Origin of the sequence: Nonomuraea sp. NPDC059007 (assembly GCF_042740555.1) — a bacterium.
GTDB lineage: Bacteria > Actinomycetota > Actinomycetes > Streptosporangiales > Streptosporangiaceae > Nonomuraea.
Genome location: NZ_JBHYJD010000036.1, coordinates 93,227 through 114,758 on the forward strand (window position 1 = coordinate 93,227; position 21,532 = coordinate 114,758).

Sequence of the window (21,532 nt, forward strand, 5' to 3'; positions counted from 1 at the left end):
GGGGCGGCGCCGTCACAGCTGCTTCAGCATGCCCTCGATCTCGTCGACCGTGCTGATCGCGAAGCTGTAGTTGGCCATCACGAAGTGCTTGGAGGAGAAGGCGTGCCCGGCCTTGACCGCGGGCACGCCCTTCCACAGCTTGTGGTCCAGCAACTGCTGGGTCGTGGGCGTCGGCTTGCCGTCGAACTGCACCGGGTAGATCAGCGCGTCGCAGCCGTCGAGCACGTCCATTTCCTCATAGCTCTTCGGTACGAAGCCCGCCTCGTTCTCCGGCAGCCCGGCGCCGATGCGCAGCCCCACGTCGCGCATCACGGTAGCCAGCGGCGTTCCGAGGAAGAACTTCCCGTTCGGGCCGCCGCTGAGCGGCGCCCAGGTGGTGGACGCGATCTGCTTGGCGTAGGCGGCCTTGACCTCTGCCAGCCGGCGCTCGTACTCCGTCTTCTTCTCGGCCAGGACGTTCTCCCGGTTGACCGCCTTGGCCACCTTGGCGATCTGCTCGTGCCACAGCGCGCGGCTGGAGGCCCAGTCGAAGTAGGCCACGGGGGCGATCGTGGTGAGCGCGGCCGACTTGTCCTTGTAGAACTGGTCGATGATCAGGTCGGGCTTCAGCGCGGCGATGGCCTGGGCGTTGGGGGTGCCCGCGGCGCCGATCGTGGGGACGTCCTTGAGCCGCGCGTACACCTCCGGCGGCAGGAGTTGCTCGCTGGCCGTCCCGTCGGGGATGCCCACCGGGACCAGACCGAGGTCGAGCAGCATCAGGGCCTCGTAGTTCGCCAGGACCACGATCCGCTGAGGGTTCTCGGGCACCTGGATCGTTCCGTTGTCCGTCACGAGGCCGCGGGTGGCGCCGCCGCCCGGCGGCACGGAACGGCCGGCCTGCCGAGTGCCTTCCGACGCGCTCACGCCACAGGCCGTGAGCCCCAACGCCGCCGCGGCGCCCGTGAGCCCGACGAGGAACCGTCTACGTCCCACCGGCCCCGACAAAATACGCGAACGCTCCACGGTCACTCCTTCGCCATTGAAAACTTAGGTTTGCCTAACCTATAGCGACGCGGCAGTATCTTCATGAACAGATCATCACGAACCAGCCGTGGGGAGCCCGTACGTCATGAGCACGACCTCGACCGGAGAGCGCCGGAGCCGCAGGCCGGGGCGTATCCACGTGACCACCGTGCGGACTGTGCGGCATATCACACCCCGCACGGCCCGCCTCACCCTCACGGGCCCGGACCTGGCGGAGTTCCGCAGCAACGGCAGCGACCAGCACGTCGCCCTGTACTTCTACGAGCCCGGCGTCGAGTTGCCCCGCCCCTTCACGACCGAGGCCGCCAAGGCGCTGCTGCCCTTCGCCCAGCCGAGGTTGCGCCGCTACACCATCCGCCACCACAGGCCAGAACGCCTCGAGGTCGACATGGACTTCGTCCTGCACGGCCCCGGCCAGCTCGCCTCCGGCTGGGCGGAGCGCGTCCGGCCGGGTGACGAGGTGATCTGGTTCGGCCCGAGCCCCGCCTACCCGCTGGACCCCGTCACCGACTGGACCCTCCTGTTGGGCGACGAGACCGCGCTGCCTGCCATCGGCGCCATTCTCGACGAGCTTCCCGCCGGTCACCGCGTGCTGGCCGCCATTGAGGTCGCCGACCGTGACGAGGAACAGCCGCTGCCCACCCGCGCCGACGCCACCGTCACCTGGCTCCACCGCCACGACCGCGAACACGGCAGCCTGCTGTACGAGCACGCGACCGCACTACACCTCCCGCCGGGCGCCGGACGCGTGTGGGGCGGCGGCGAGCGCGACAGCATGCGGGCGCTGCGGCGCCACTACACCAGCACCGCCGGGCTGGACCGCGCCGCCACGCACCTGACCGCCTACTGGACCAAGGGCGAGACCCAGGACAGCGAACTCTGACCCAGTGCCACCCAACGGCGCCACCCGCGACGGACTATGGCTGCTTGCGCCTGGGCCCCTAATCCGACGACGAACTGCGCGAAGCCTGCCGCGCCGCCGCGGCTCGACGAGTATCTCGACGCCTTGGGCACTGTGGCTGCCGAAGATGACGTCCGTTCAGGTCAAGCGGCATGCGTGTATTCGTGGCGGACGCCGTCGAGCAGGTTTCGGCGGCGGATGTGCGGGTCGATGATTCGACCGGGGTCTGTGATCGGATCCGGGGTGGGACGCAGCGGGGCTGGCTCGGCCTCGCACTGTGGGGTTGTGATCAGTTGTCTGGGCGCGATGAGTTCGGCCGTTGAAAGTGGTCTACCTCAGGACCGTGTAAGACGGGCCGGGAACCACCGGGCCGAGCAGTAAGAGGAGGACGCTCATGGGCAAGATCTTCAGCCACATGACGATGTCGCTGGACGGATATATCGCGCAACCGGATGACCAGGTTGGCGAGCTGTTCGATTGGTACGAGTCCGGAGACGTGGCCGTGCCGAACCCGAACGAGGACATCTCGCTCAAGGTCGATGACGCGGGTGCGGAGGCATGGCGGGAGCTGACCGAGAACACGGGCGCGCTCATCGCCGGCCGCCGCCTGTTCGACATCGCCAAGGGCTGGAACGACAAGCATCCGGCCGGCGCGCCCGTTGTCGTGGTCACGCACCGGCCACCGGCGGATGCTGCCGAGAAGTGGCCGACCACGGCGTTCGTCAACGGCGTCGAAGCGGCGATCAATCGGGCGAAACAGATCGCCGGCGACCGGAACGTCACGATCGCCAGCGCGAACGTGACGCAGCAGGCGCTCGCCCTCGGTCTGGTGGACGAGGTGTGCGTCAGCCTCGTACCGGTGCTGTTCGGCGAGGGCATCCCGTACTTCTCCAAGATCGAGGGCGGGCATCTCCTGCTCGACGACCCGGTCGTCATCCAGAGCCGGCGTGCCGTGCACCTGCGGTATCCGGTCCGTCGCTAGCCCTCTGTCCGGGCCGGTCGGAGGCGTGAGCTCTCCGATGGGGCCGTCATCGCGGTCCGGCCGGCCAGGGCTCGTGGCTGCCGCGTGATCATGGCATGTTGCCCACGTTAAACGGCGGGTCGCCCCCTGGCCCAATCCCTGTGCGTCACGGGGTGCTGGGTCGCCGTTAGTCTGCCGTTTTGAGGTGGCGGTCCAGGTGGTCGAGGGTGAGCGGCTGCCGGCGTAGCGGCTCGTAGGTGTCTGGCGTCGTGGGGTGGAGTCCGCCGAGGCTGTCGAGGAACAGTTCCAGTTGCCGGCCGGTGATGAGCTCGTTCAGCTCGGCGCCGATGACGGGCAGCGGGCGGGACAACTTGACGACGCCGAGCCAGATGTCGATGGGGTTGATGCCCTGGCGGAGCCGCCCCTCCTGCTGGGCGGCGCGGGTGAGCTGCTCCATCCGCTCGTAGAGCTGGTCGCGTCGCGCCTTCAGGGCTCCCCCTTCGCCGCGTGCGTCCTCCTCCAGGACGGGGAGCAGCACCGGCATGATGACGCTGAGCCGCAACTCCACCAGGCGGCGTACGAGTTGCACGAGAGCGCCCCAGGCGTCGGGGTGCGCGGCGGTGGCGCGGTCCAACTCCTCGCCGACCAAGGTCAGGTTCTCCAGGGCGACCTGCAGGACGAGCGTGTGGCGGTCGGGGAAGCGGCGGTAGAGGGTGGCTATGCCGACGCCGGCGCGGCGGGCGATCTCCTCCAGCGGCGCGTGGATGCCCTGCTCGAGGAAGACCTCGCGGGCCGCGACGATGATCTGCTCACGGTTGTGACGGGCGTCGGCCCGCAGCCGGGTGGTGTTCTCGGTCAAACCGGCACCCATCTCGTTGATATGGAGGCAATCCCTTCGGTTGTGTTAGCTTAGCGCCAAAAGCAAGCGAAGGGTTCTCCTCCGTTTATTGAGGTGAGGCTGATGTCCCCGACCACGACTTCTGACAGCGGGAGCTTCCCGCTCCCGCGGCGGTGCCCGTTCGCCCCGCCTCCGGAATACGACCGGCTACGCACCACGCAACCCGTCTCTGAAGTGCGGTTGCCCACCGGCGGCACCGCCTGGCTGGTGACCCGGTATGAGGATGTCCGGACCGTGCTGAGCAGCCCGGCGTTCAGCGCCGACGGCACCCGGCCCGGCTTCCCCACGCTCCTGCCGGGGCAGGCGCAGGTCCTGCGGCGCCCGCCGTTCATCCGGATGGATCCGCCGCAGCACAGCTTCTACCGGCGCATGCTCATCCAGGAGTTCACCCTCAAGCGGGTCAAGACGATGCGGCCCGGCATCCAGGCCACCGTTGACCGGCTGCTCGACGACTTGGTCGCCACGACTCCGCCGGTGGACCTGGTCGAGGCGTTCGCGCTCCCCGTCTCGTCACTGGTGATCTGCCAGCTGCTCGGCGTGCCGTACGACGACCACGAGTTCTTCCAGAGCAGGAGCAAGGTCGGCGTGTCAGGGACCAGCACCGCCGGGCAGTTCGCGGCCGCGCTGGGTGAGCTGCGCGCCTACATGGACGGCCTGATCACCCGCAAGCAGCACGAACCCGGCGACGACCTGCTGAGCAAGCTGGTCACCGAGCGCCTGGAGCCCGCCGGCGAGCTCCGCCGCGATGAGCTGCTCATGATGTGTCTGATGCTGCTGAACGCGGGCCACGAGACCACGGCGAACATGATCTCGCTGGGCACCGTGGCCCTGCTGGAGCACCCCGACCAGCTCGCCGCCCTGCGAGAGAACCCCGAGCTGCTCCCCGCTGCCATCGAGGAACTGCTGCGCTACCTCAGCATCGCCGACCTCGTCACCACCCGCATCGCGGCCGAGGACACCGAGCTCAGCGGCACCCGGATCCGCGCGGGCGAGGGGGTCTTCGCCCTGCTGGCCGCCGCCGACTGGGACCCCGCGGTGTTCCCCGAGCCCGAACGGCTCGACGTGCACCGCGGCAACGGGCACCACGTCGCCTTCGGCTACGGCGTACACCAGTGCCTCGGGCAGAACCTCGCCCGGGCAGAACTGGAGATCGCCTTTTCCACTCTGTTCGCGCGCATCCCCACCCTGCGGGTCGCCGTCCCGGTGGACGAGCTGCCCTACAAGCACGGCAACCTCGCGTACGGCATCCACGAACTGCCCGTCACCTGGTAGACGGCCCATGCGGATCACCGCGCCGGAGGTCTTCGACCAGGGCGACGGCGACGGACTGGTCGCGGTACTCCTACCGGACCCTCCCGGCTGCGGGACCCGGTTCACCGCCGCTGCCGGCTACCCCGTCGGCTACCATCCTGGCCACCCGCTGGGCCGCCACCGGTCACCGGTAGCCGCTGGTCGTGTCCGACGCTGGAGGACGGGCCGGCGAGCCGTCCTGCCGTCGCACGGCGAACGGTGCGTCCGCAGGCCAGTCTCGACCGCGGATCGGTCGGCAGCGCATGGTCGGGCCGGGCCGTGCATCACCCGGCGGGCTTGATACGGAGGACAGCGGTGGTGTCGTGGATCTTGACGATCTCCAGGCTCATGCTGTTGTTGATGGTCGCGACGGCTCCCTTGCCGCAGCTGAAGCTGACACCGCCGACCACGCCGTCCTTGGACGCCGAGACGCCGCCACCACCGTTACAGCCCGAAAGGCTGTAGCCCGACCCCGTCAGCGGCGCGGCCATCTCGACCGCGTCGCGGGTGATCGCCTTCACCTCGATCGGCCCGAGGCCGTATGTTTCCGGCACTGTCACCACGTCGCCCACGGCGACCTTGACCTCACACGTTCCGCCAGCGCACGGCCCCGTTGGCGAGGGTGGGTGCGTGGCCGTCTCCTGGGGAGAAGGCGTGGAGTCGGACGCCAGCGACCCGGAGCGGGACCCGTCCGAAGAAGCCGAAGAACACGATGTGAGAGCGGCGAACGCGATAGCGACGACAGCGGCGGATAGACCTCTACGCATCATGGTCGCCATTGAACCCCGCCACACATCCTGGCCTCAGCAGATCACGAAACAACTATCTTCGCCGCCGTACCGGCACAGGCCGCGCCGGGTGATCTGGTGGACCTGCCGCCCACCAGTTCGACCGTCATCTACACCCGCCGCTGACCACCACCCGGCAGACCGTCACCATCAAGACCAGCACGGCGACCTCGAACGGCCTGGCCGTCAATGCGTCGATCGCCACCGCCTGATCGCAGTGAGATGTTCCGAGCGGTACGCGTCTCGCACCCCGGCGTCCGGGCCGAGCTTCCGGTGACTATATTGAATATATGGTGCGTAAAATCATGCTGAAGGCGCTTCGGAAGGGAGCACTGAATTGAGGAGAGGCGTACTCGCCACCGTCTGCCTGGCCTTCTTCATGACGATGCTGGACACCACCATCGTCAACATCGCGATCCCCGGCCTGCGGGCCGACCTCGGCGCCTCACTGGATGAGGCGTTATGGGCGCTCAACGGCTACACGCTCGCCTTCGCCGGACTGCTGCTGACCTTCGGCCGCCTTGGCGACCGCTACGGGCACCGTGCCGTGTTTCTCGCCGGCCTGGCGGTGTTCACCATCGCCTCGGGGCTGTGCGGCCTGGCGCAGGATCCGGCGCAGCTCATCGCCGTACGCGTGCTGCAGGGCGCCGGGGCCGCGCTGCTGATGCCGCAGACCTTGTCGATCATCATGACCGCCTTCCCGCCTGAACGGCGCGGCGCGGCCTTCGGCGTGTGGAGTGGCGTCGCCGGGCTGGCCACCATCGCCGGCCCCGCCGTGGGCGGCGTGCTCGTCGACACCCTGAGCTGGCGGTCGGTGTTCCTCATCAACCTGCCGCTCGGCGTGCTCGCGTTCGTGGCCGCCCGCATCCTCATCCCGCCGGGCGGCGCCCCCCGGCAGGGGCGGGCGGGGCTCGATCCGATCGGCGTGCTGCTGTCGTCGGCGGGGTTGTCCGTGCTGGTGTTCGCGCTCCTGGGCGGCGAGCTCTACCTGGCCGGCCTCGGCGGCCTCCTCCTCGGCGCCTTCCTGGCCCAGCAACGCTCGGCGCAAGAGCGCACGCCGCTGCTGCCCTTCCGGCTCTTCCACGACCGCAACTTCGGGCTGATGAACGCCGTGCTCATGGCCGCCCTGTTCGCCACGGCCGGCCTGCTGATCACCTATACCCTCTACCTGCAGTCGGTGCTCGGGCTCTCACCGACGCAGGCGGGACTGATGCTGGCACCGCCGTCGCTGGCAACCCTGATCATCTCGCCGCTCGCCGGCAGGCTCGCCGACCGGGTGAACCCGCGACTGATCTTCGGGCTGGGCCTGTCCGTCTTCGCCGCCGGGTTCGTCCTGCTGGCGCTGTTCAGCGACGGGCAGACGAACGCCCTCGCGCTGCTGCCCGGGATGCTCCTGTGCGGAGTGGGCGCGGGCGCGGTGTTCGCGCCGGCCAACACGCTGGCCATGCGGGAGGTCCCGCCGGAGCTCTCCGGCGCGGCGTCCGGAGTGGTGAGCACCCTGCGCCAGGTCGGCACCGTGCTCGGCACGGCCGTCGTCGGCGCGCTCCTGCAAACCGGGACGAACCTGGTCCAGGCCATGCCGGCCGCGCTGTACACGGTGGTCGCCGTGCTCCTCGCCACGGCCGTGGCCACCTGGTGGACCAGACGGCCGGCGGTTCAACACACCCACCCTTGACAGGAACGAAGGACCATGCGCAAGAAACACATCGCGGTCGCTCTCTGCCTGACCGCCGTCGGGCTGGCCGGAGCGGTGACCCCGGCATCGGCGGCGCCCATGACGAAGGTGGCCCAGCCGGACCGGGGATTTCCGAAATTCGTCCGGTTGCCGGCGGACCAGGCGAACCACCCGTCGTCCCCCTTCGAGTGGTGGTACGTCGTCGGGCACGTGCGGGCAGGCGACCGTCGCTTCGGCTACGAGGTCACGATCAACCGGTCGAGCGCCGGACCGGAGGTGCACGCGGCCATCACCGACGAGAAGAACGGAAAACACTACTCCCTCGTTGAACGGTTCCCCTTGGAGGAGGTGAGCTTCTCGGACTCCAAGCTCGACGTTCGTACGCCCAAGGCATCACTGACCGGCCCGATGGAGGCGATGACCCTCAAGGCGACCCTCCCCGACGGCCGCGTCGAGCTCGTCCTGCGGCACTCGGGACCGGCTCTCTACCCAGGCGGAACCGGGTTGATCCCGTTCGCCGAAGGCCAGAGTTACTATTACTCACTTCCCAGCCTGAAGACGAGCGGGCACCTCACCGTCAAGGGAACGACCCACGCCGTACGCGGGGAGTCATGGCTCGACCGGCAATGGGGCGACTGGGAATGGTCCAAGATCAAGCGCTGGACCTGGATGGCCGTCCACCTCGGCAACGGTGACCGCCTCAACGTCTGGGACCTGGTCGGCACCCGCGACGAGAAAGCGTACGCCACGATCCTGCACCGCGACGGGCGCCAGACGATCGCGCCCATGGTCCCTCTCGCGAAGAACGCCGGAGGACACTGGCGCAGCCCCCTGACCGGGCAGAACTATCCCACCCGATGGAAGGTGAAGATCCCGGGCCTGCGGGCCGATCTCACCGTGCGGTCTCTCGTCACCGACCAGGAGCTCGACATCCGCTACCCCGGCCAGCCTTCCGGACTGTACGAGGCGGACTCGGCGGTCACCGGCACCTACGCCGGCCGGCCGGTGAGCGGGCAGGCCTACGTCGAACTCTACGGCGACTGGTCCCGACAGAGATGATCATGAACCACGCCGACGTACCAAGAAGTTCCCCATGGCCGGAGCCAACCGCGACCCCGCACGCTTCACCGATCCGGACCTGTTCGGCCACGGCGTGTAACCAGTGCCTCGGCCGGCAGCTCGCCCGTATGGAGATGCGCATCGCCTATCCCGCGCTGCCGCGGCGCTTCCCGACGCTGAAGCTCGCTGTGCTCCCGAGCAGGTGCCGATGCGGACGGACAGGGCGGTCTACGGCGTGGACCAGCTCCTGGTCGAGTGGTAGCCAGCGCCAGCCAGGCCATCCACGGCGCGTACGCAAGATCGGATAGCCCCTCACCAGGCCACCTCTCCAAAGTCCGCTGAGATCCATGTCAGGACAAGCGGGGGCTGGAGGGAGTGGCCGTCAGAGAGGCGCCGGTCGTAACCGGCCATGGCGGCCAGGTGCCGCCGGGGGTCGGTGGTGGCTTCCAGTTCGTCGATCGCCTGGGGCAGGTCGGCGGCCAGGTCCGCGGCGTCGGCCAGTGCCCAGACCAGCCCTGCCTTGTTCTGGTACGCGGCGTACACGGTCGGGACGGCGACCCCGGCTTCCCGAGCGACGTCGCGCACGGTGGTCGCCCCCCCATCCTTGTGTCAGGAACCGCCGGCGCGCGGCGTCGGCGATCTCCGCTCGCGTCTGATGTGCCTGTGCCACGCGGCGCAGTGAGGTGTAGCGGCGTCGTCCTGGCTCGTTCTCCATGATTGCATCAATTCCTTCCGCCGCTTATATTCAATATATGCATCGTAAACTCAACTGGTTGGCGCCGTGACCGTCACCAGTCTGGCGGGCGCGGCAGGCATCGGATTCGTCCTGCTCGCAGTCGTCATCAACGTCATCTACGTCCGGGCCGGGCTCCCGCTCCCCACCTCCGGCCAATCCCTGGAGGCGAACACCGACGCGCTGGCCGCCGTCGGCAAACGCATCAACCTCCCCTCGGTCTTCGCGCCGGCCAGCTGGCTGTTCACCACCCTGTTCGCCGCCGGTCTGCTCGCCGTGCTCTGGCGCGGCGACCAGACCGCCAGCAATATCTGGGCCCTGACCGGCTTCGCCGGCGTCCTCATGCAGAACGCCACCTTCATGGTGGTCGAATCACTGCGCTTCGGGATGACCGCGGCCGCCCGACATCACCGCGGCTCGGTAGCCGGGCTGTGGGCGTTCAGCAACGTGCTCTTCGGGTTCAACCAGGTCTTCCTGGCCATCGCGGTACTCGGCTTCACCGCCGCGGGAGCCGGCCTCGCGTTCATCCCCGCCTGGCACGCGTGGCTGGGCTGGATCAGCGCCGCCCTGCTGTTCATTTCCTCCACGGCCGCTCCGTACAACGCCGACAGCACCAACCGCATCGCACTGACGGGCCTGTTCGGCTGGCTCGGCTGGGCCTCCTGGATCGTCGTCTACAGCATTGCCCTGCTGAACATCTGAGGGAGGAGTAAGCGCATGATCCTTGTGACCGGGCAGCCGGGTCGTTCGCGAACTCACCGCGGCAGGCGCGGAAGTACGGACGCTCACCAGACGTCCCGACGATGCCCGGCGATCTCCTGGTGGCGGCGTCCGCCGGGGTGGCGTTCGAGGGTGGACGTGGTCTAGCTGTTCCCCGTACCGGGGTGGCCCCTCGCCGACCTGCTGGCGAACGCGCGTAAGGCCGGTGTACGCAGGATCGTCCTGCTGTCCTCGGCCTCCTCCCCGGTGAGCCCAGCGTGATCGTGCGGCAGCATCGCGCCAACGAGGACGCCGTACGCGCCTCCGGCCCGCGTTCATGGCCAACGATCTGTCATGGGCGCCCGCCATCCGTGCCGAGGACACGGTGTACAACGCCTTCCCCGACGCCTCGCCGGCACCGGTCGACGAGTACGACGTCGCCGCGGTCATCGCCGCCGCGTTGAAGCCGAAGAGAGCAGGCAAAAGATGACAAAGGCCGCTCTGAGCGACGCCTCCACCACACGACCGATGAAAGGTGCATGACATGACCACCGGCCACTCCGGCAAGGTCGCCGGGCCGACCGGACCGTACCGTGCGAGCCGGATCACACGGGCGGGCAACGTGATCGTCGGCGTGCTCATCCGTGCCGGTCTGATCCCCCATTGCCACCTGTTGACCACCCGGGGCCGCAAGAGCGGCCGCCTGCGCACCCAGCCCGTGACCGTCATCGAACACGAGGGCAGACGCTGGCTGGTCGCTCCCTACGGGGAGGTCGCCTGGGTGCTCAACGCCGAAGCCGGACTCCACCCCGCCTTCGAGCTCACCCCGCTCGACGGCGACCCCTGGTCAAAGGGATACGCCTGAGCTGTTCTTTATCCTCCGGCTCGTTGCGGTGGACGCGGGTTTGATCGTTTCGCGGATGGTCGGCTCTGGCCCCGTAATCGGTGGTGGCGCTGAGTGATCATCTGCCGGCCTGGGCCGTGCTGAAGATCGACGATCTTACGGGTGTGGTGTTTGCGGGTCTGGACGAACAGGCTCACCGGCCAGTTAGGCGCGGTGGCCAAGGAACTGGCAGGCCGGGCTGGTGCCCGACTGTCAGCGGTCCTGGCCATCACGATCTCGAGGTCCACGGCGCTGCGCCTGCTCATGCGAGTGTCGCTGCCACCTCTTGCGGACCCCACGCGTGCTGGGTGTCGATGACTTCGCGCTCAAACGACGGCATCGGTATGGTCCCGGCGATCGGATCAGTCGCGGCCGGGACGGGCGAGGGCGTCCACCAGAGTGCGGAGCCCGGTCAGGAAGGCGCTCTCGTGGTCGAAGGCGCGGAACACGCGGTGGATGCGTTCCGGGTCCTCCGCCGCGGACGCCAGCAGTTCCTCGCGGGAGCTGCGTCGTTCGGGGGCGGCGGCGGGCAGGAAGCTCAGGTGGCCGAGAACGTACCACCAGAGCTGGAGGTAGGCGTCGGTGGCGCGGTGGTCGTCGAGGCCGAGGTCGCCGAACCGGTCCAGGGCCCAGGTGAACATCAAGGTGGCCCGCGGAGCGAACCATTCGCCCTGCCGCAGGATCTCGACGACCCACACATGCCGCGCGAGATAGGCGTCCAGCCCGGCGAACGCGGTGACCAGGCGCTCCTGCGGCGTGCCCTCGTCGCCTGGTAGCGGCGGCAGCCCTTTCGCCACGTCGTCCAGCAGGGCGAGGATCAGTTCGCGCTTGTCCTCGACATGCCGGTATATCGCCATCGGCGCCGCGCCCAGTTCGGCGGCGACCCGGCGGATGGTCAGCCCTTCGATGCCCTCGGACTCGGCCACCCGGCGCCCGGCGGCCACCACCACCTCGCGGGTGAGGAACTGGCGGCGTCGGCTGGCACTCGAACGGGCGATCACTCCCTCCACTGTAGTGGCGCGAGCCTACTGCCGACTCTGAAGTAAGGCTACCCTTGCTTTAGTGTACTAAGTACGCAAGAGTTCGCGGGGCGAGATGCCTCTAGCGCTCGAAAATGATTATCGTTACTCTCTCGCTGTCCGGCTTGATGTGAAAGGTGGGGGAATGTCCTTGATGGCAACGGCGCAGCGGGCGCCATCGGTGCTGGCTCCGGCACGCGCCACACTGATCGGCTGCGGTCTCCTGACCGCGGTCAGCGCGCTCGCCGGCATGGCGCCCCTGGTGGCCGTGGTGGAGATCAGCCGGCGCCTGCTGCGCGGGGACACGGACGTGTGGCCGATCATCGTGCTCGCGCTCGTGGCGCTGGCGGTCAAGCAGCTCGGCACCTTCAGCGCGGGCGTTCTGACACATCTGGCCGACATCCGGGTCTCCTTCGGCATCCGCCGCGCCCTGCTGGGCAAGTTGCGCAGGCTCCCCCTCGGCTGGTTCACCGATCGCAACTCCGGAACGGTGAAGAAGACCGTCGAGGACGACGTGGCGGCACTTCACCAGCTCATCGCGCACTCCGTGGTGGAGGTCACCGCGGCTGCGGTCCCGCCGGTGGTGGCGATCGTGTACCTCGTGGTCGTCGACTGGCGCATGGCCCTGGTCGGCCTGCTGCCCATGGTGGTCGGGCTGGTCGTCTACCAGCGGGCGATGGCCGACGCGGGCACGAAGTACCCGGAGTTCATGGAGTGGCTGACCCGCCTCAACGGCGCCGCGGTCGAGTTCGTCAACGGCATCGGCGTCGTGAAGGCGTTCGGCGCGCCCGGCGCCGCCAGCAGCCGCTTCCGGGACGTCTCGCGGAGCTTCGCGCGGTTCTTCCTGGACTGGGCCCGCTCGACGAGCTCCGCGGGCGTCATCGCGGAGATCCTCCTGTCGCCGCCCAGCGTGCTCGTCGTCATGGCGAGCGCGGGAGGCGCGCTCACCGCGGCGGGTCAGTTGCCGGTCGAGAGCTTCATCGCCTTCCTGGTGTTCGGTACGGTCACCACCGCGGGCTTGATGACGGTCATGATGTCGATCCATCCGCTGGTCACGGCCATGAGCGTGGCCCGGCGCATCCGCGACGTGCTCTCCGGCCCCGAACTGCCCGTCCCGGCCCGCCCGATCGTGCCCGACCAGGACACGCCGGGCCCCGTGGTCAGGATGCGCGGAGTCCGTTTCGCCTACGGCGACACCGTGGCGCTGGACGGAGTGGACCTGGACCTCGAACGCGGCACGGTGACCGCGCTGGTCGGCCCGTCCGGTTCCGGCAAGTCCACGCTGGCCAAGCTGCTGCCCCGCTTCGACGACCCGCAGGAGGGGACCGTCGAGCTCTACGGCGTCGGCCTGCGTGACATCGACCCCGCCGAGCTGTACCGCCACGTGGCCTTCGTCTTCCAGGACGCGGCGCTGCTGCGCATGAGCATCAGGGACAACATCCGCCTGGCCCGCCCGGACGCCGACGACGCGGCCGTTCGCGCCGCCGCCGCCAAGGCACAGATCCTTGACCGCCTCGACGAACTGCCCCGCGGACTCGACTCCGTGGCCGGTGAGGACGCCGAGTTGTCCGGCGGCGAACGGCAGCGGGTGTGCATCGCCCGCGCGATCCTCGCCGACCGGCCGGTGCTGGTGCTGGACGAGGCGACCGCGAGCGCCGACCCGGAGAACGAGGCCCGCATCCAGGACGCCCTGAGCGAGGTCGCCCGCGACCGCACCGTGCTGGTCATCGCCCACCGGCTGAGCACCGTGCGCGGCGCCGACCGGATCGTCGTGCTGGACGGCGGCCGGGTGGTGGAGCGGGGACGGCACGAGGAACTGCTGGCTCTCGACGGGCTCTACGCGCGCCTTTGGGAGCACGATCAGCGCACGCGCGAGGACATCGTGGCCGGAACGGAGACGCGCTGATGATCACCATGATCCGATACCTGTCCGAGGTGCTGGACGAGAAGGGCCGGCGTCATCTGCGGGTCATGCTCATGGCACAGGCGGCGCAGGGAGTCCTGCAGGGACTGGGCTTCCTGTTCGTGGCGCCGCTCGTCGCGAGCCTGACGAGCCCGCCCGTGGACTGGAGCCGGTTCTGGCTCTGGCTGGGCGCGATCGTCGCCGCGGTCGGCGTCCATCACGTGCTGCTGGCCAAGAGCACCTCGCTGGGCTACCTCGTCGGCACGGACGTGCTCACCAGCTTCCACGAGCGCATCGGCAGCCACCTCGCCACGCTCCCGATCGGCTGGTTCGGCGGCGACCGTACCGGACCGGTCGGGCGCATACTCGGCAAGGGCACCATGGACGTGGCCAACATCCCCGCCCACCTGCTGAGGCATGTCGTCGTCGGGGTGACCGCGCCCACGGTCATGATCATCGGCAGCTTCCTGCTCGACTGGCGGATCGGCCTGGCCTTCACCGCCGGCGCGGTGGTGTGCGCCCTGGCGCTGCGGCTGCTCATGGTGATCGTCCGCCGTAACGACGACGACTACGAGCACGACATCGGCGCGACGTCCTCCCGCATCGTCGAGTACGCGCGCCAGCAGCCGGTCCTGCGTGCCTACGGTGTGCTCGACCGGCCGGAGATGGGCACGCTGGAGGAGTCCCTGATCCGTCAGGAAGGGTCGCAGTCCCGCCTGACGATCCGCGGCGCGTGGGGGCTGATCGTGTTCTTCGGCACCCTGCAACTCGTGGTCACGGCCGTCATCGCGCTCGCGGTCGCACTCACCCTGCAGAGCGCCATCGCGCTTCCGGTCATGATCGGCGTACTGATCGTCACCCTGCGCATGCTGGACCCGATCACCCAGCTCGGCGAGCTGGCCGGGCACGTACAGGTCAACGCCGACGCCATCGGGCGCGTCCGCGCGCTGCTGGCGGTGCCACCGCTGCCCGAGCCGGAGCGCCCCGCCGAGCCCGCGGGCTCCGGCATCGAGCTGCGCGGAGTCCGCTTCGGCTACGAGGACGGCCCGGTCGTCCTCGACGGCGTCGACGTGACGATCCCGCCGGGGAGCTTCACCGCCATCGTGGGGCCGTCCGGCGCGGGCAAGAGCACGCTGCTGAAGCTCATCGGCCGCTTCTTCGACGTCGACGCGGGCACGGTCGCCATCGGCGGGCGGGACGTCCGCGAGCTCGGGAGTGCGGGCGTGTCCCGGCTGACGGCACAGGTGTTCCAGGACGTCTACCTGTTCGAGGGCACCATCGCCGACAACCTCCGCATGGCCGCGCCGGACGCGAGCGACGCCGACCTCGACCGCGTGGCCGCCATCGCGCGGCTCGACGAGGTCGTCGAACGCCTCCCCGACGGCTGGCACACCCGGGTCGGCGAGGCGGGCTCGACCCTGTCCGGCGGTGAGAAGCAGCGGGTCTCGATCGCCCGCGCCCTGCTCAAGGACGCTCCCGTCGTGCTCCTGGATGAGGCCACGGCCGCCCTCGACGCGGCCAACGAGGCCGCCGTCGCCGACGCCATCACCGAACTGGCCCGCGACCGCACCGTCATCGTCGTCGCCCACCGCCTGTCCACCGTGGTCGCCGCCGGCCGCATCCTCGTCCTCGACCGAGGAAAGATCACCGAGCAGGGCGACCACGACGAGCTCCTCGCCGCGGGAGGCACCTACGCCCGCTTCTGGAACGAGCGGGTACGCGCCCGCGGCTGGCAACTCGCCTCGAAGGGAACACCGTGACCACGACCACTCCGCCCGAGCGCCGTCTCGACCTGCGCATGAGTCCGAGAGACCTCATCAACATCGGCGTCTTCGGCGCCCTCTACCTCGCCGTCGTGTTCGCGATCAACATGCTGGGCTTCCTCAACCCGGCCGTCATGCTGGCCGCCCTCGTCGCGAGCATCGTGGCCGCCGGAGTCCCGTTCGTGCTGTTCCTCACCCGGGTACGGCACGCGGGCATGGTCACGGTCTTCGCGATCATCACCGGCGGATTCCTCATGCTCACCGGGCATCCGCTGATCAGCTTCGTGATCACCATCGGCTGCGCGCTGGCCGCGGAGCTGATCATCTGGGCCGGCCGGTACGCCTCACGCCGCCTGAGCGTGCTCGCCTACGCCGTCTACTCCGCCTGGTACGCCGGGCCGATGATGCCCATCTTCTACGACCGCGACGCCTACTTCGCCGGACCTTCGATGCAGGCGATGGGCGCCGACTTCGTCAGCCAGATGCAGACGTTGCTCTCCCCGCCGGTCCTGCTCGCCTTCGACGTCTCCACGATCGTCTTCGGCCTGCTCGGCGGGCTGCTCGGCGTGCGGCTGACCCGCAAGCACTTCGAGAAGGCGGGCCTGGCGTGAGCACCGGCACCATGGCGTCGCGCGGGCGCGCCGCGACGGCGGCTCGCCCGAGCCCGCTGCTGCGGCTGGACCCGCGGACCAAAGCGCTGCTCGTGTTCGCGACGAGCCTGGTGGTCATGGCCCCGCAGGGCGCCTCGTTCGTGCCCGCGGCGCTCGTCCTCGGCGTGCTGCTCGCGCTCAACGAGGGTGCCTGGGTACGCGCGCTCGCCCTGCCGGCCGGTGCCGCCGCCATCGGAACGGTCGCCTACCTGCTACCGGTACTCCTCCCGCATCCGGCGGTCGGCATGGTCGCGACCCTGGCCGCGTACCTCGTCCGTTTCGTCGCCATCGGCGGCGTGGCCCTGCACCTGATCTCCACGACCTCTCCCACGGAGCTGACGGCGGCGCTGCGCGCCGCCCGGGTGCCGAGAGCGATCACCGTCTCCGCGGCCGTGATGCTGCGGTTCCTGCCGACGATCTTCGCCGAGGCCCGCGCCGTGTACGACGCCATGCGGCTGCGGGGGATCGGCGGATGGGGCGGCATGCTGCGCCACCCCGTGCTCGGCATCGAACGCTTCACGGTCCCGCTCATCGCCTCCAGCCTGCGCGTGGCCGAGGACCTGTCCGCCTCCGCCCTGCTACGCGGGCTCGGCTCGACCGCGCGCCCCACCGCCATGCGCCCGCCGCGGCTCGCCGCCGCAGACGGCGCGGCCGTTCTCGCCGCGCTGGCGCTGGGCACGGCCACGGTCCTGTGGTGATCCGGATCGACGGGGTGCGCTGGACCTACGCCGGCGCGACAAGCCCCACGCTCGACGGCCTCACCCTGCACGTGCGGCAAGGGGAGACGGTCGTGCTGTGCGGACCCAGCGGATCGGGCAAGAGCACCGCGCTCAGGCTCATGAACGGCCTCATCCCGCACTTCCACGACGGCGAACTCGACGGCACCGTGCACCTCGAGGGGCAGGCCGTCGCCGACCTGACGCTCGACCAGGTCGGCCGCCGCACCGGCACCGTGCTCCAGCATCCCCGCCGCCAGTTCTTCACCGACGAGTGCGAGGCCGAACTCGCCTTCGCGATGGAGAACTTCGGCGAGCCAGCCGAGCGCATCAGGGAACGTGTGAGCGCAGTCGCCACCGGCCACCACCTGCGCCCTCTCGTCGGACGCCGGCTGCAGAACCTGTCCGGTGGACAGCAACAGCAGGTGGCATGTGCCGCCGCGACCGCTCACGATCCGTCGCTGCTGCTGTTCGACGAGCCCACCTCGAACCTGTCCGCCGCCGCGATCGAGCGCTTCACGGCCACGCTGGCCCGGCTCCGTACGAGCGGCGCGACCATCGTCATCGCCGAGCACCGCCTGCACTTCCTGCGCGGCGTCGCCGACCGCGTCGTCGCCCTGCGCGAGGGCCGCGTCGACGCGCAGTGGCGGGGTGCGGAGTTCGCCGCCCTCGACGACGACACCCTGGCGGCCGAAGGGTTGCGTTCCCTCAACCCCGTCCGGCGCCCGGAGGCACTCCGTGTCTTCGCCCGGGGCCCCAGCGTCGACGGTGGTACGCCTTCGGCGCGGCGCTCGGGGGCAGGCGTGACCCTGCGCGGCGTCCGGTGCGCCTTCCACGGCCGCCGGGTGCTGGACATCGAGGAGGCGTACCTGCCAGCCGGCGCGATCACGGCCGTGACCGGGCAGAACGGTGCCGGCAAGAGCACGCTCGCCCGCGTACTGACCGGCCTGCAACGGCACGAGGGTGAGGTGTCGCTGGACGGGCGGCGGCTCGGCCGGGCCGAACGCCAGCGCGTGAGCGGTCTCGTCATGCAGGACGTGCAACGGCAACTGTTCACCGACAGCGTGAGCGCCGAGCTCAGACTCAGCGGGTCCGGCGCGCAGCAGGTCGGCGGCCTCCTGCGTGACCTCGACCTCGAGTCCCTGCGGGACCGGCACCCGTTGTCCCTCTCGGGCGGGCAGCAGCAACGCCTGGTCGTCGCCGCAGCCCGGCTCGGCGCTCGCCGGATCGTCGTGTTCGACGAGCCCAGCTCCGGCGTCGACCGCCGTCACCTGCACTCCGTCGCGCGGATCATGCGCGAGCTCGCCGCCGAAGGCACCACCGTGCTCGTCATCAGCCACGACGACGAACTCCTGGCCCTCGCCGCCGACCAGGAACTCAGGCTCAGGGCCCTCGACGGAGCGTGAGCGAGCAAGGTGTCGATCACCTGGCCGGCCGAGCCATCCGCGTCGGTGGGGCTGGGCCAGACGCACTATGCGCCTGTTGATACCTGCGTCCGCCCAGCTCACAGCGAAGTTGGCCTTGCACGGCATGCGCCGGCTCCGGCCCTCGGCAGAGGGAGACGCATGCGGAACGACGATCGGCCGTGCCGCTTCGCCTGGCCTGTCTCGCCGTCACGAACGCCTTCGCCGCGTCGCGGCTCCTGCGTAGGGGCGATCGAGACAAGGACATCGAGATCATCGCCCTCCGCCACCAGATCACCGTTCGCGAACGGCAGTTTGGCGCCGGCACCAGGGCGAGATTCGCTCCCGAGGACCGTGCCCTCCTTGCCGTCCCGCTGACGTCGAGGAGGGCCGGCACGGCGATCTGATGGGACGGCGTCATGCCCACGCCTGCAGACGCAGATGATGGTGGACGCCGAGGTCGGGCAGCGGTGCGGTGCCGGCTACGGCGAGGTGTCCGACCAGCGCGTCAACTCCCGTAACGGCTGGAGTCCTCCGCCAGTACGCACATGCTGCTTGAACTGCACGGATGAATTTTCGGCAGGCGCAGAGCTTTGGCATCGGACACGCCTGCGATCGGGCGAGCAGCGCGATCCAACCGAATACCCGTAAAACGATCAAGTACCACAGCCGCAGAGCCATCCTGCGATCCTGCAGGAGCCGAGCCATCGAACACAGCAAAACCCCAGATCAAGCCCCGTGACACATATTCGGTACCTAGACCGTCCGTGACGCGACCCATCTCAACGCCCTGCGGTCCATCCGCCGAAGATCCATCGTCGCAGGCATGATCAGCGAATACCAACACGCTGCTTAACTGCAGCCCAGCGTACGCAACTCAATATTCGAGCGGCACACTACAACAGTACATCTACATTTATTCTACACGGCGGTCCGACATTAACGGAGTGCGCCCTTCCCATTACTAAAGGCGCTCTTTCATTTATTCGTATCTTATGTGATGATCGGGACTGTTTTGCCAACCTCGACGGGAGGCTACGGTGTCTACCTATCGATTAGCGTCCGGCTTACTGTCTCGCGCACGCCGGTACTTCTACATGATCGCTGCTCTGACACTCTCGGTATCGCTTCTTACGGCTCCGGCGATCGCGCAAGGACCGCCGCCATCCCCGCCTCCCAGCGCCAAGGTAGCGCGGACCGCCGCCCCGAACCCGACCGATGTCGCGTTGGCAAAGGCCAAGGAAGTCAACGAGCGAGTCGAGGTCGAGGCGCTACGCTCGGCGACTGCGACCTACTATGCCAATCCGGACGGGAAGACCCTGCGTGCCGAACTGTCCAGTGTCCCGATCCGGGTCAAGACAGACGACGGCTGGCGCCCAATCGACCTCACCTTGGTCGAAAAGGATGGTGCGCTGCGACCCAAGACCGCTCCAGGCGATTTGGTCCTATCGCGTGGCAACGACTCTACCGTCGCGACTTTCTCCGGCGAAAAAGGCCGCATGGCCTTCGCCTCTCCGAGCACGCTGCCCAAGCCGACTGTTAAAGGGAATGTAGCCACATATCCTTCCGCATATGGGCCAGGCATCGACCTGGTTGTCTCCGTCATGCCCAGCGGGTTCCGGCACGACGTGGTGATCCGCCAGCGACCCACCAACGCCCTAGAGTTACGTGTGCCGATGCGCCTGTCTAGTGGAACGAAGCTTGGTATCGGGGCGGACAAGACCCCCGGTCTTCTGAATGCGACAGGTGAAGAAGCCGCGGATCTTGCGGCCGCACCAGTGATCGATGCAGCAGCTATGAGAGATCCCGACAAGGGCAACATCAGCCAAGCCAAGGCCAAAATAGACGGCAATAACGTGATCTACACCGCGCCGGCGACCTTCCTGAACGATCCAACCACCACCTACCCAGTGACAGTGACCACAGCGTCGGAGACATGGGAGGGGACAGGGATCGCGGGTGACACCCATGTAAGCAACGTGCTGCCGGACGGCAGCGCCAACGCCACTCTGCCATGGCTGCTGGCCGGCAAGTCGCACAGCGGCTCTCGTACGCACCGCACATACATCATGTTCCACATCAGCGGGACCCCGCTGGAAGGCGGCACCGTCCACAACGCCGACCTGCGCCTGCACAACCAGGACTCCCACACCTGCAGCGACACCGACAGTCCCGGCATCGACCTGCAACGCGTCACCAGCCCCTGGAACACCGGCACGATCAGCTGGAACAACCAGCCCTCCACCGTGCTGTCCGGCCACGTCGCCAACCGCGGCGCCTACAGCGCCACCCGCTGCCCCGAGGGCGAAGGCGAGCTCTACTACTCCATCGAGCTCATCGTCCAGGCCTGGATGAACGGCACCCCCGACCTCGGCGTCCGCCTCAACTCCGTCATCGAACCCGACAGCACACAGAACTGGCGCTACTACCGCTCCCACGAATATGGCGGCTACGACACCTACCCCTTCACCCCCCGCGGCCCCGTCCTGTTCATCCAGTACACGCCCGCCGACCGACCAGTGAGCGCAGTTGCTTGGCGATACACAGAGCCCGAGGCAAGCACCTATGACGAGATCGAGGCCCTGGCCAACGATCCTGCTCGCGCGCGGGCTACGCAATCCGTCGGTCCTGATCCCGTCGGCCCGAGTTGGGAGGAAGCGCAGCAAGCCAAGGAATCAGGTAGCGAGTTCGATATCCAGGACGCGGAGCAGCAGACGCCCCTGCCACATGAGTCGGATCCGCCTGTCGAACCGGAACCCGATACAACTCTTCCGACGGTCGTGGAGACTTCACCCGCTCGTGATGCAACTGGTGTTCCCATCATCACGACCATCAGGGCTACCTTCGGCGAAGCGGTTAGAGGCAGCGACATCCAGGTGAAGAAGCAGGATGGCGGCGCTGTGGCGGGAACGCCTGTTTACGCTAATAGGACGCTCACGTTCACCCCTTCTGCACCGCTTGCAGCAGACACCAGGTACACGGTCGAGGTTACGAAAGCCACTGACTACGCGGACAACGTGATGGCCCCCCACTCTTGGGCCTTCACGACAGCCAACGCATCGCTGGAAGGTCTGGTGGCTGCCTTCGGTTTGGAAGAGGGCACCGGTTCGACGGTCGCCGACGCATCGGGCAACAACAACTCCGGCGTCGCCCAGAGCACCACCTGGG

General features: G+C 68.7%; 20 protein-coding genes and 1 pseudogene. 16 read left to right on the plus strand and 5 right to left on the minus strand.

Annotation, left to right across the window (positions count from 1 at the left end):
* Positions 1-12: 12 nt before the first annotated feature.
* Positions 13-1,002, minus strand: coding sequence for an ABC transporter substrate-binding protein (locus tag ACFWY5_RS41335; protein ID WP_379638094.1), 990 nt, complete (start codon positions 1,000-1,002; stop codon positions 13-15).
* A gap of 178 nt (positions 1,003-1,180) precedes the next feature.
* Between ACFWY5_RS41335 and ACFWY5_RS41340 the strand changes: the two genes are divergently transcribed.
* Both ACFWY5_RS41340 and ACFWY5_RS41345 read left to right on the plus strand, forming a co-directional pair.
* A complete protein-coding gene (locus ACFWY5_RS41340; protein WP_379626625.1) occupies positions 1,181-1,906 on the plus strand; it encodes a siderophore-interacting protein in 726 nt (241 codons plus the stop codon).
* Between the two features lie 412 nt (positions 1,907-2,318).
* Positions 2,319-2,906: a dihydrofolate reductase family protein gene (locus tag ACFWY5_RS41345; RefSeq protein ID WP_379638096.1), complete on the plus strand. Its 588-nt coding sequence runs from the start codon at positions 2,319-2,321 to the stop codon at positions 2,904-2,906.
* Between the two features lie 166 nt (positions 2,907-3,072).
* Here ACFWY5_RS41345 and ACFWY5_RS41350 read toward each other — a convergent pair whose 3' ends face one another.
* On the minus strand, positions 3,073-3,744 hold the full coding sequence (locus ACFWY5_RS41350; protein ID WP_379638097.1) for a TetR/AcrR family transcriptional regulator: 672 nt from the start codon (positions 3,742-3,744) through the stop codon (positions 3,073-3,075).
* 213 nt (positions 3,745-3,957) lie between these two features.
* Between ACFWY5_RS41350 and ACFWY5_RS41355 the strand changes: the two genes are divergently transcribed.
* Positions 3,958-5,055 (plus strand): cytochrome P450, encoded by a 1,098-nt coding sequence (locus ACFWY5_RS41355; protein ID WP_379638098.1) that lies wholly within the window; start codon positions 3,958-3,960, stop codon positions 5,053-5,055.
* 302 nt (positions 5,056-5,357) lie between these two features.
* On the opposite strand, the gene ACFWY5_RS41360 is transcribed toward ACFWY5_RS41355, so the two are convergent.
* A complete protein-coding gene (locus tag ACFWY5_RS41360; RefSeq protein ID WP_379626616.1) occupies positions 5,358-5,645 on the minus strand; it encodes a hypothetical protein in 288 nt (95 codons plus the stop codon).
* Positions 5,646-6,198: 553 nt separating this feature from the next.
* Here ACFWY5_RS41360 and ACFWY5_RS41365 point away from each other — a divergent pair.
* On the plus strand, positions 6,199-7,536 hold the full coding sequence (locus ACFWY5_RS41365; RefSeq protein ID WP_379638099.1) for an MFS transporter: 1,338 nt from the start codon (positions 6,199-6,201) through the stop codon (positions 7,534-7,536).
* A gap of 15 nt (positions 7,537-7,551) precedes the next feature.
* Complete coding sequence (locus tag ACFWY5_RS41370) at positions 7,552-8,595, plus strand: lipocalin-like domain-containing protein (RefSeq protein ID WP_379638100.1); 1,044 nt, start codon at positions 7,552-7,554, stop codon at positions 8,593-8,595.
* Between the two features lie 312 nt (positions 8,596-8,907).
* On the opposite strand, the gene ACFWY5_RS41375 is transcribed toward ACFWY5_RS41370, so the two are convergent.
* Complete coding sequence (locus tag ACFWY5_RS41375) at positions 8,908-9,180, minus strand: TetR family transcriptional regulator (RefSeq protein ID WP_379638101.1); 273 nt, start codon at positions 9,178-9,180, stop codon at positions 8,908-8,910.
* 196 nt (positions 9,181-9,376) lie between these two features.
* On the opposite strand from ACFWY5_RS41375, the gene ACFWY5_RS41380 reads away from it, so the two are divergent.
* The 4 genes and pseudogenes from ACFWY5_RS41380 to ACFWY5_RS41395 form a co-directional block, all read left to right on the plus strand.
* Complete coding sequence (locus ACFWY5_RS41380) at positions 9,377-10,030, plus strand: hypothetical protein (RefSeq protein ID WP_379626610.1); 654 nt, start codon at positions 9,377-9,379, stop codon at positions 10,028-10,030.
* A 334-nt stretch (positions 10,031-10,364) separates the two neighbouring features.
* Positions 10,365-10,517, plus strand: coding sequence for a hypothetical protein (locus tag ACFWY5_RS41385; RefSeq protein ID WP_379638102.1), 153 nt, complete (start codon positions 10,365-10,367; stop codon positions 10,515-10,517).
* A gap of 54 nt (positions 10,518-10,571) precedes the next feature.
* Positions 10,572-10,892, plus strand: coding sequence for a nitroreductase/quinone reductase family protein (locus ACFWY5_RS41390; RefSeq protein WP_379626606.1), 321 nt, complete (start codon positions 10,572-10,574; stop codon positions 10,890-10,892).
* 162 nt (positions 10,893-11,054) lie between these two features.
* Positions 11,055-11,256, plus strand: a pseudogene (locus ACFWY5_RS41395) (ISL3 family transposase); the annotation flags it as partial.
* A 16-nt stretch (positions 11,257-11,272) separates the two neighbouring features.
* Here ACFWY5_RS41395 and ACFWY5_RS41400 read toward each other — a convergent pair.
* Positions 11,273-11,911: a TetR/AcrR family transcriptional regulator gene (locus ACFWY5_RS41400; RefSeq protein ID WP_379638103.1), complete on the minus strand. Its 639-nt coding sequence runs from the start codon at positions 11,909-11,911 to the stop codon at positions 11,273-11,275.
* Between the two features lie 163 nt (positions 11,912-12,074).
* On the opposite strand from ACFWY5_RS41400, the gene ACFWY5_RS41405 reads away from it, so the two are divergent.
* From ACFWY5_RS41405 to ACFWY5_RS41435, 7 genes are all read left to right on the plus strand, one after another.
* Complete coding sequence (locus tag ACFWY5_RS41405; protein ID WP_379638104.1) at positions 12,075-13,835, plus strand: ABC transporter ATP-binding protein; 1,761 nt, start codon at positions 12,075-12,077, stop codon at positions 13,833-13,835.
* On the plus strand, positions 13,835-15,592 hold the full coding sequence (locus ACFWY5_RS41410; RefSeq protein WP_379638105.1) for an ABC transporter ATP-binding protein: 1,758 nt from the start codon (positions 13,835-13,837) through the stop codon (positions 15,590-15,592). The genes ACFWY5_RS41405 and ACFWY5_RS41410 overlap by 1 nt, the downstream gene beginning before the upstream one ends.
* Positions 15,589-16,206, plus strand: coding sequence for an MptD family putative ECF transporter S component (locus ACFWY5_RS41415; RefSeq protein WP_379638106.1), 618 nt, complete (start codon positions 15,589-15,591; stop codon positions 16,204-16,206). Before ACFWY5_RS41410 ends, ACFWY5_RS41415 begins: the two co-directional genes overlap by 4 nt.
* Positions 16,203-16,943 carry an energy-coupling factor transporter transmembrane component T family protein gene (locus ACFWY5_RS41420; RefSeq protein ID WP_379638107.1) on the plus strand — a complete coding sequence of 247 codons (741 nt, stop codon included), beginning with the start codon at positions 16,203-16,205 and terminating at the stop codon, positions 16,941-16,943. Before ACFWY5_RS41415 ends, ACFWY5_RS41420 begins: the two co-directional genes overlap by 4 nt.
* Positions 16,940-18,367: an ABC transporter ATP-binding protein gene (locus ACFWY5_RS41425; protein ID WP_379638108.1), complete on the plus strand. Its 1,428-nt coding sequence runs from the start codon at positions 16,940-16,942 to the stop codon at positions 18,365-18,367. The genes ACFWY5_RS41420 and ACFWY5_RS41425 overlap by 4 nt, the downstream gene beginning before the upstream one ends.
* A gap of 179 nt (positions 18,368-18,546) precedes the next feature.
* Positions 18,547-18,771 (plus strand): hypothetical protein, encoded by a 225-nt coding sequence (locus tag ACFWY5_RS41430; protein WP_379638109.1) that lies wholly within the window; start codon positions 18,547-18,549, stop codon positions 18,769-18,771.
* A 690-nt stretch (positions 18,772-19,461) separates the two neighbouring features.
* A partial coding sequence (locus ACFWY5_RS41435) for a DNRLRE domain-containing protein (protein WP_379638110.1) occupies positions 19,462-21,532 on the plus strand: 2,071 nt, incomplete at its 3' end.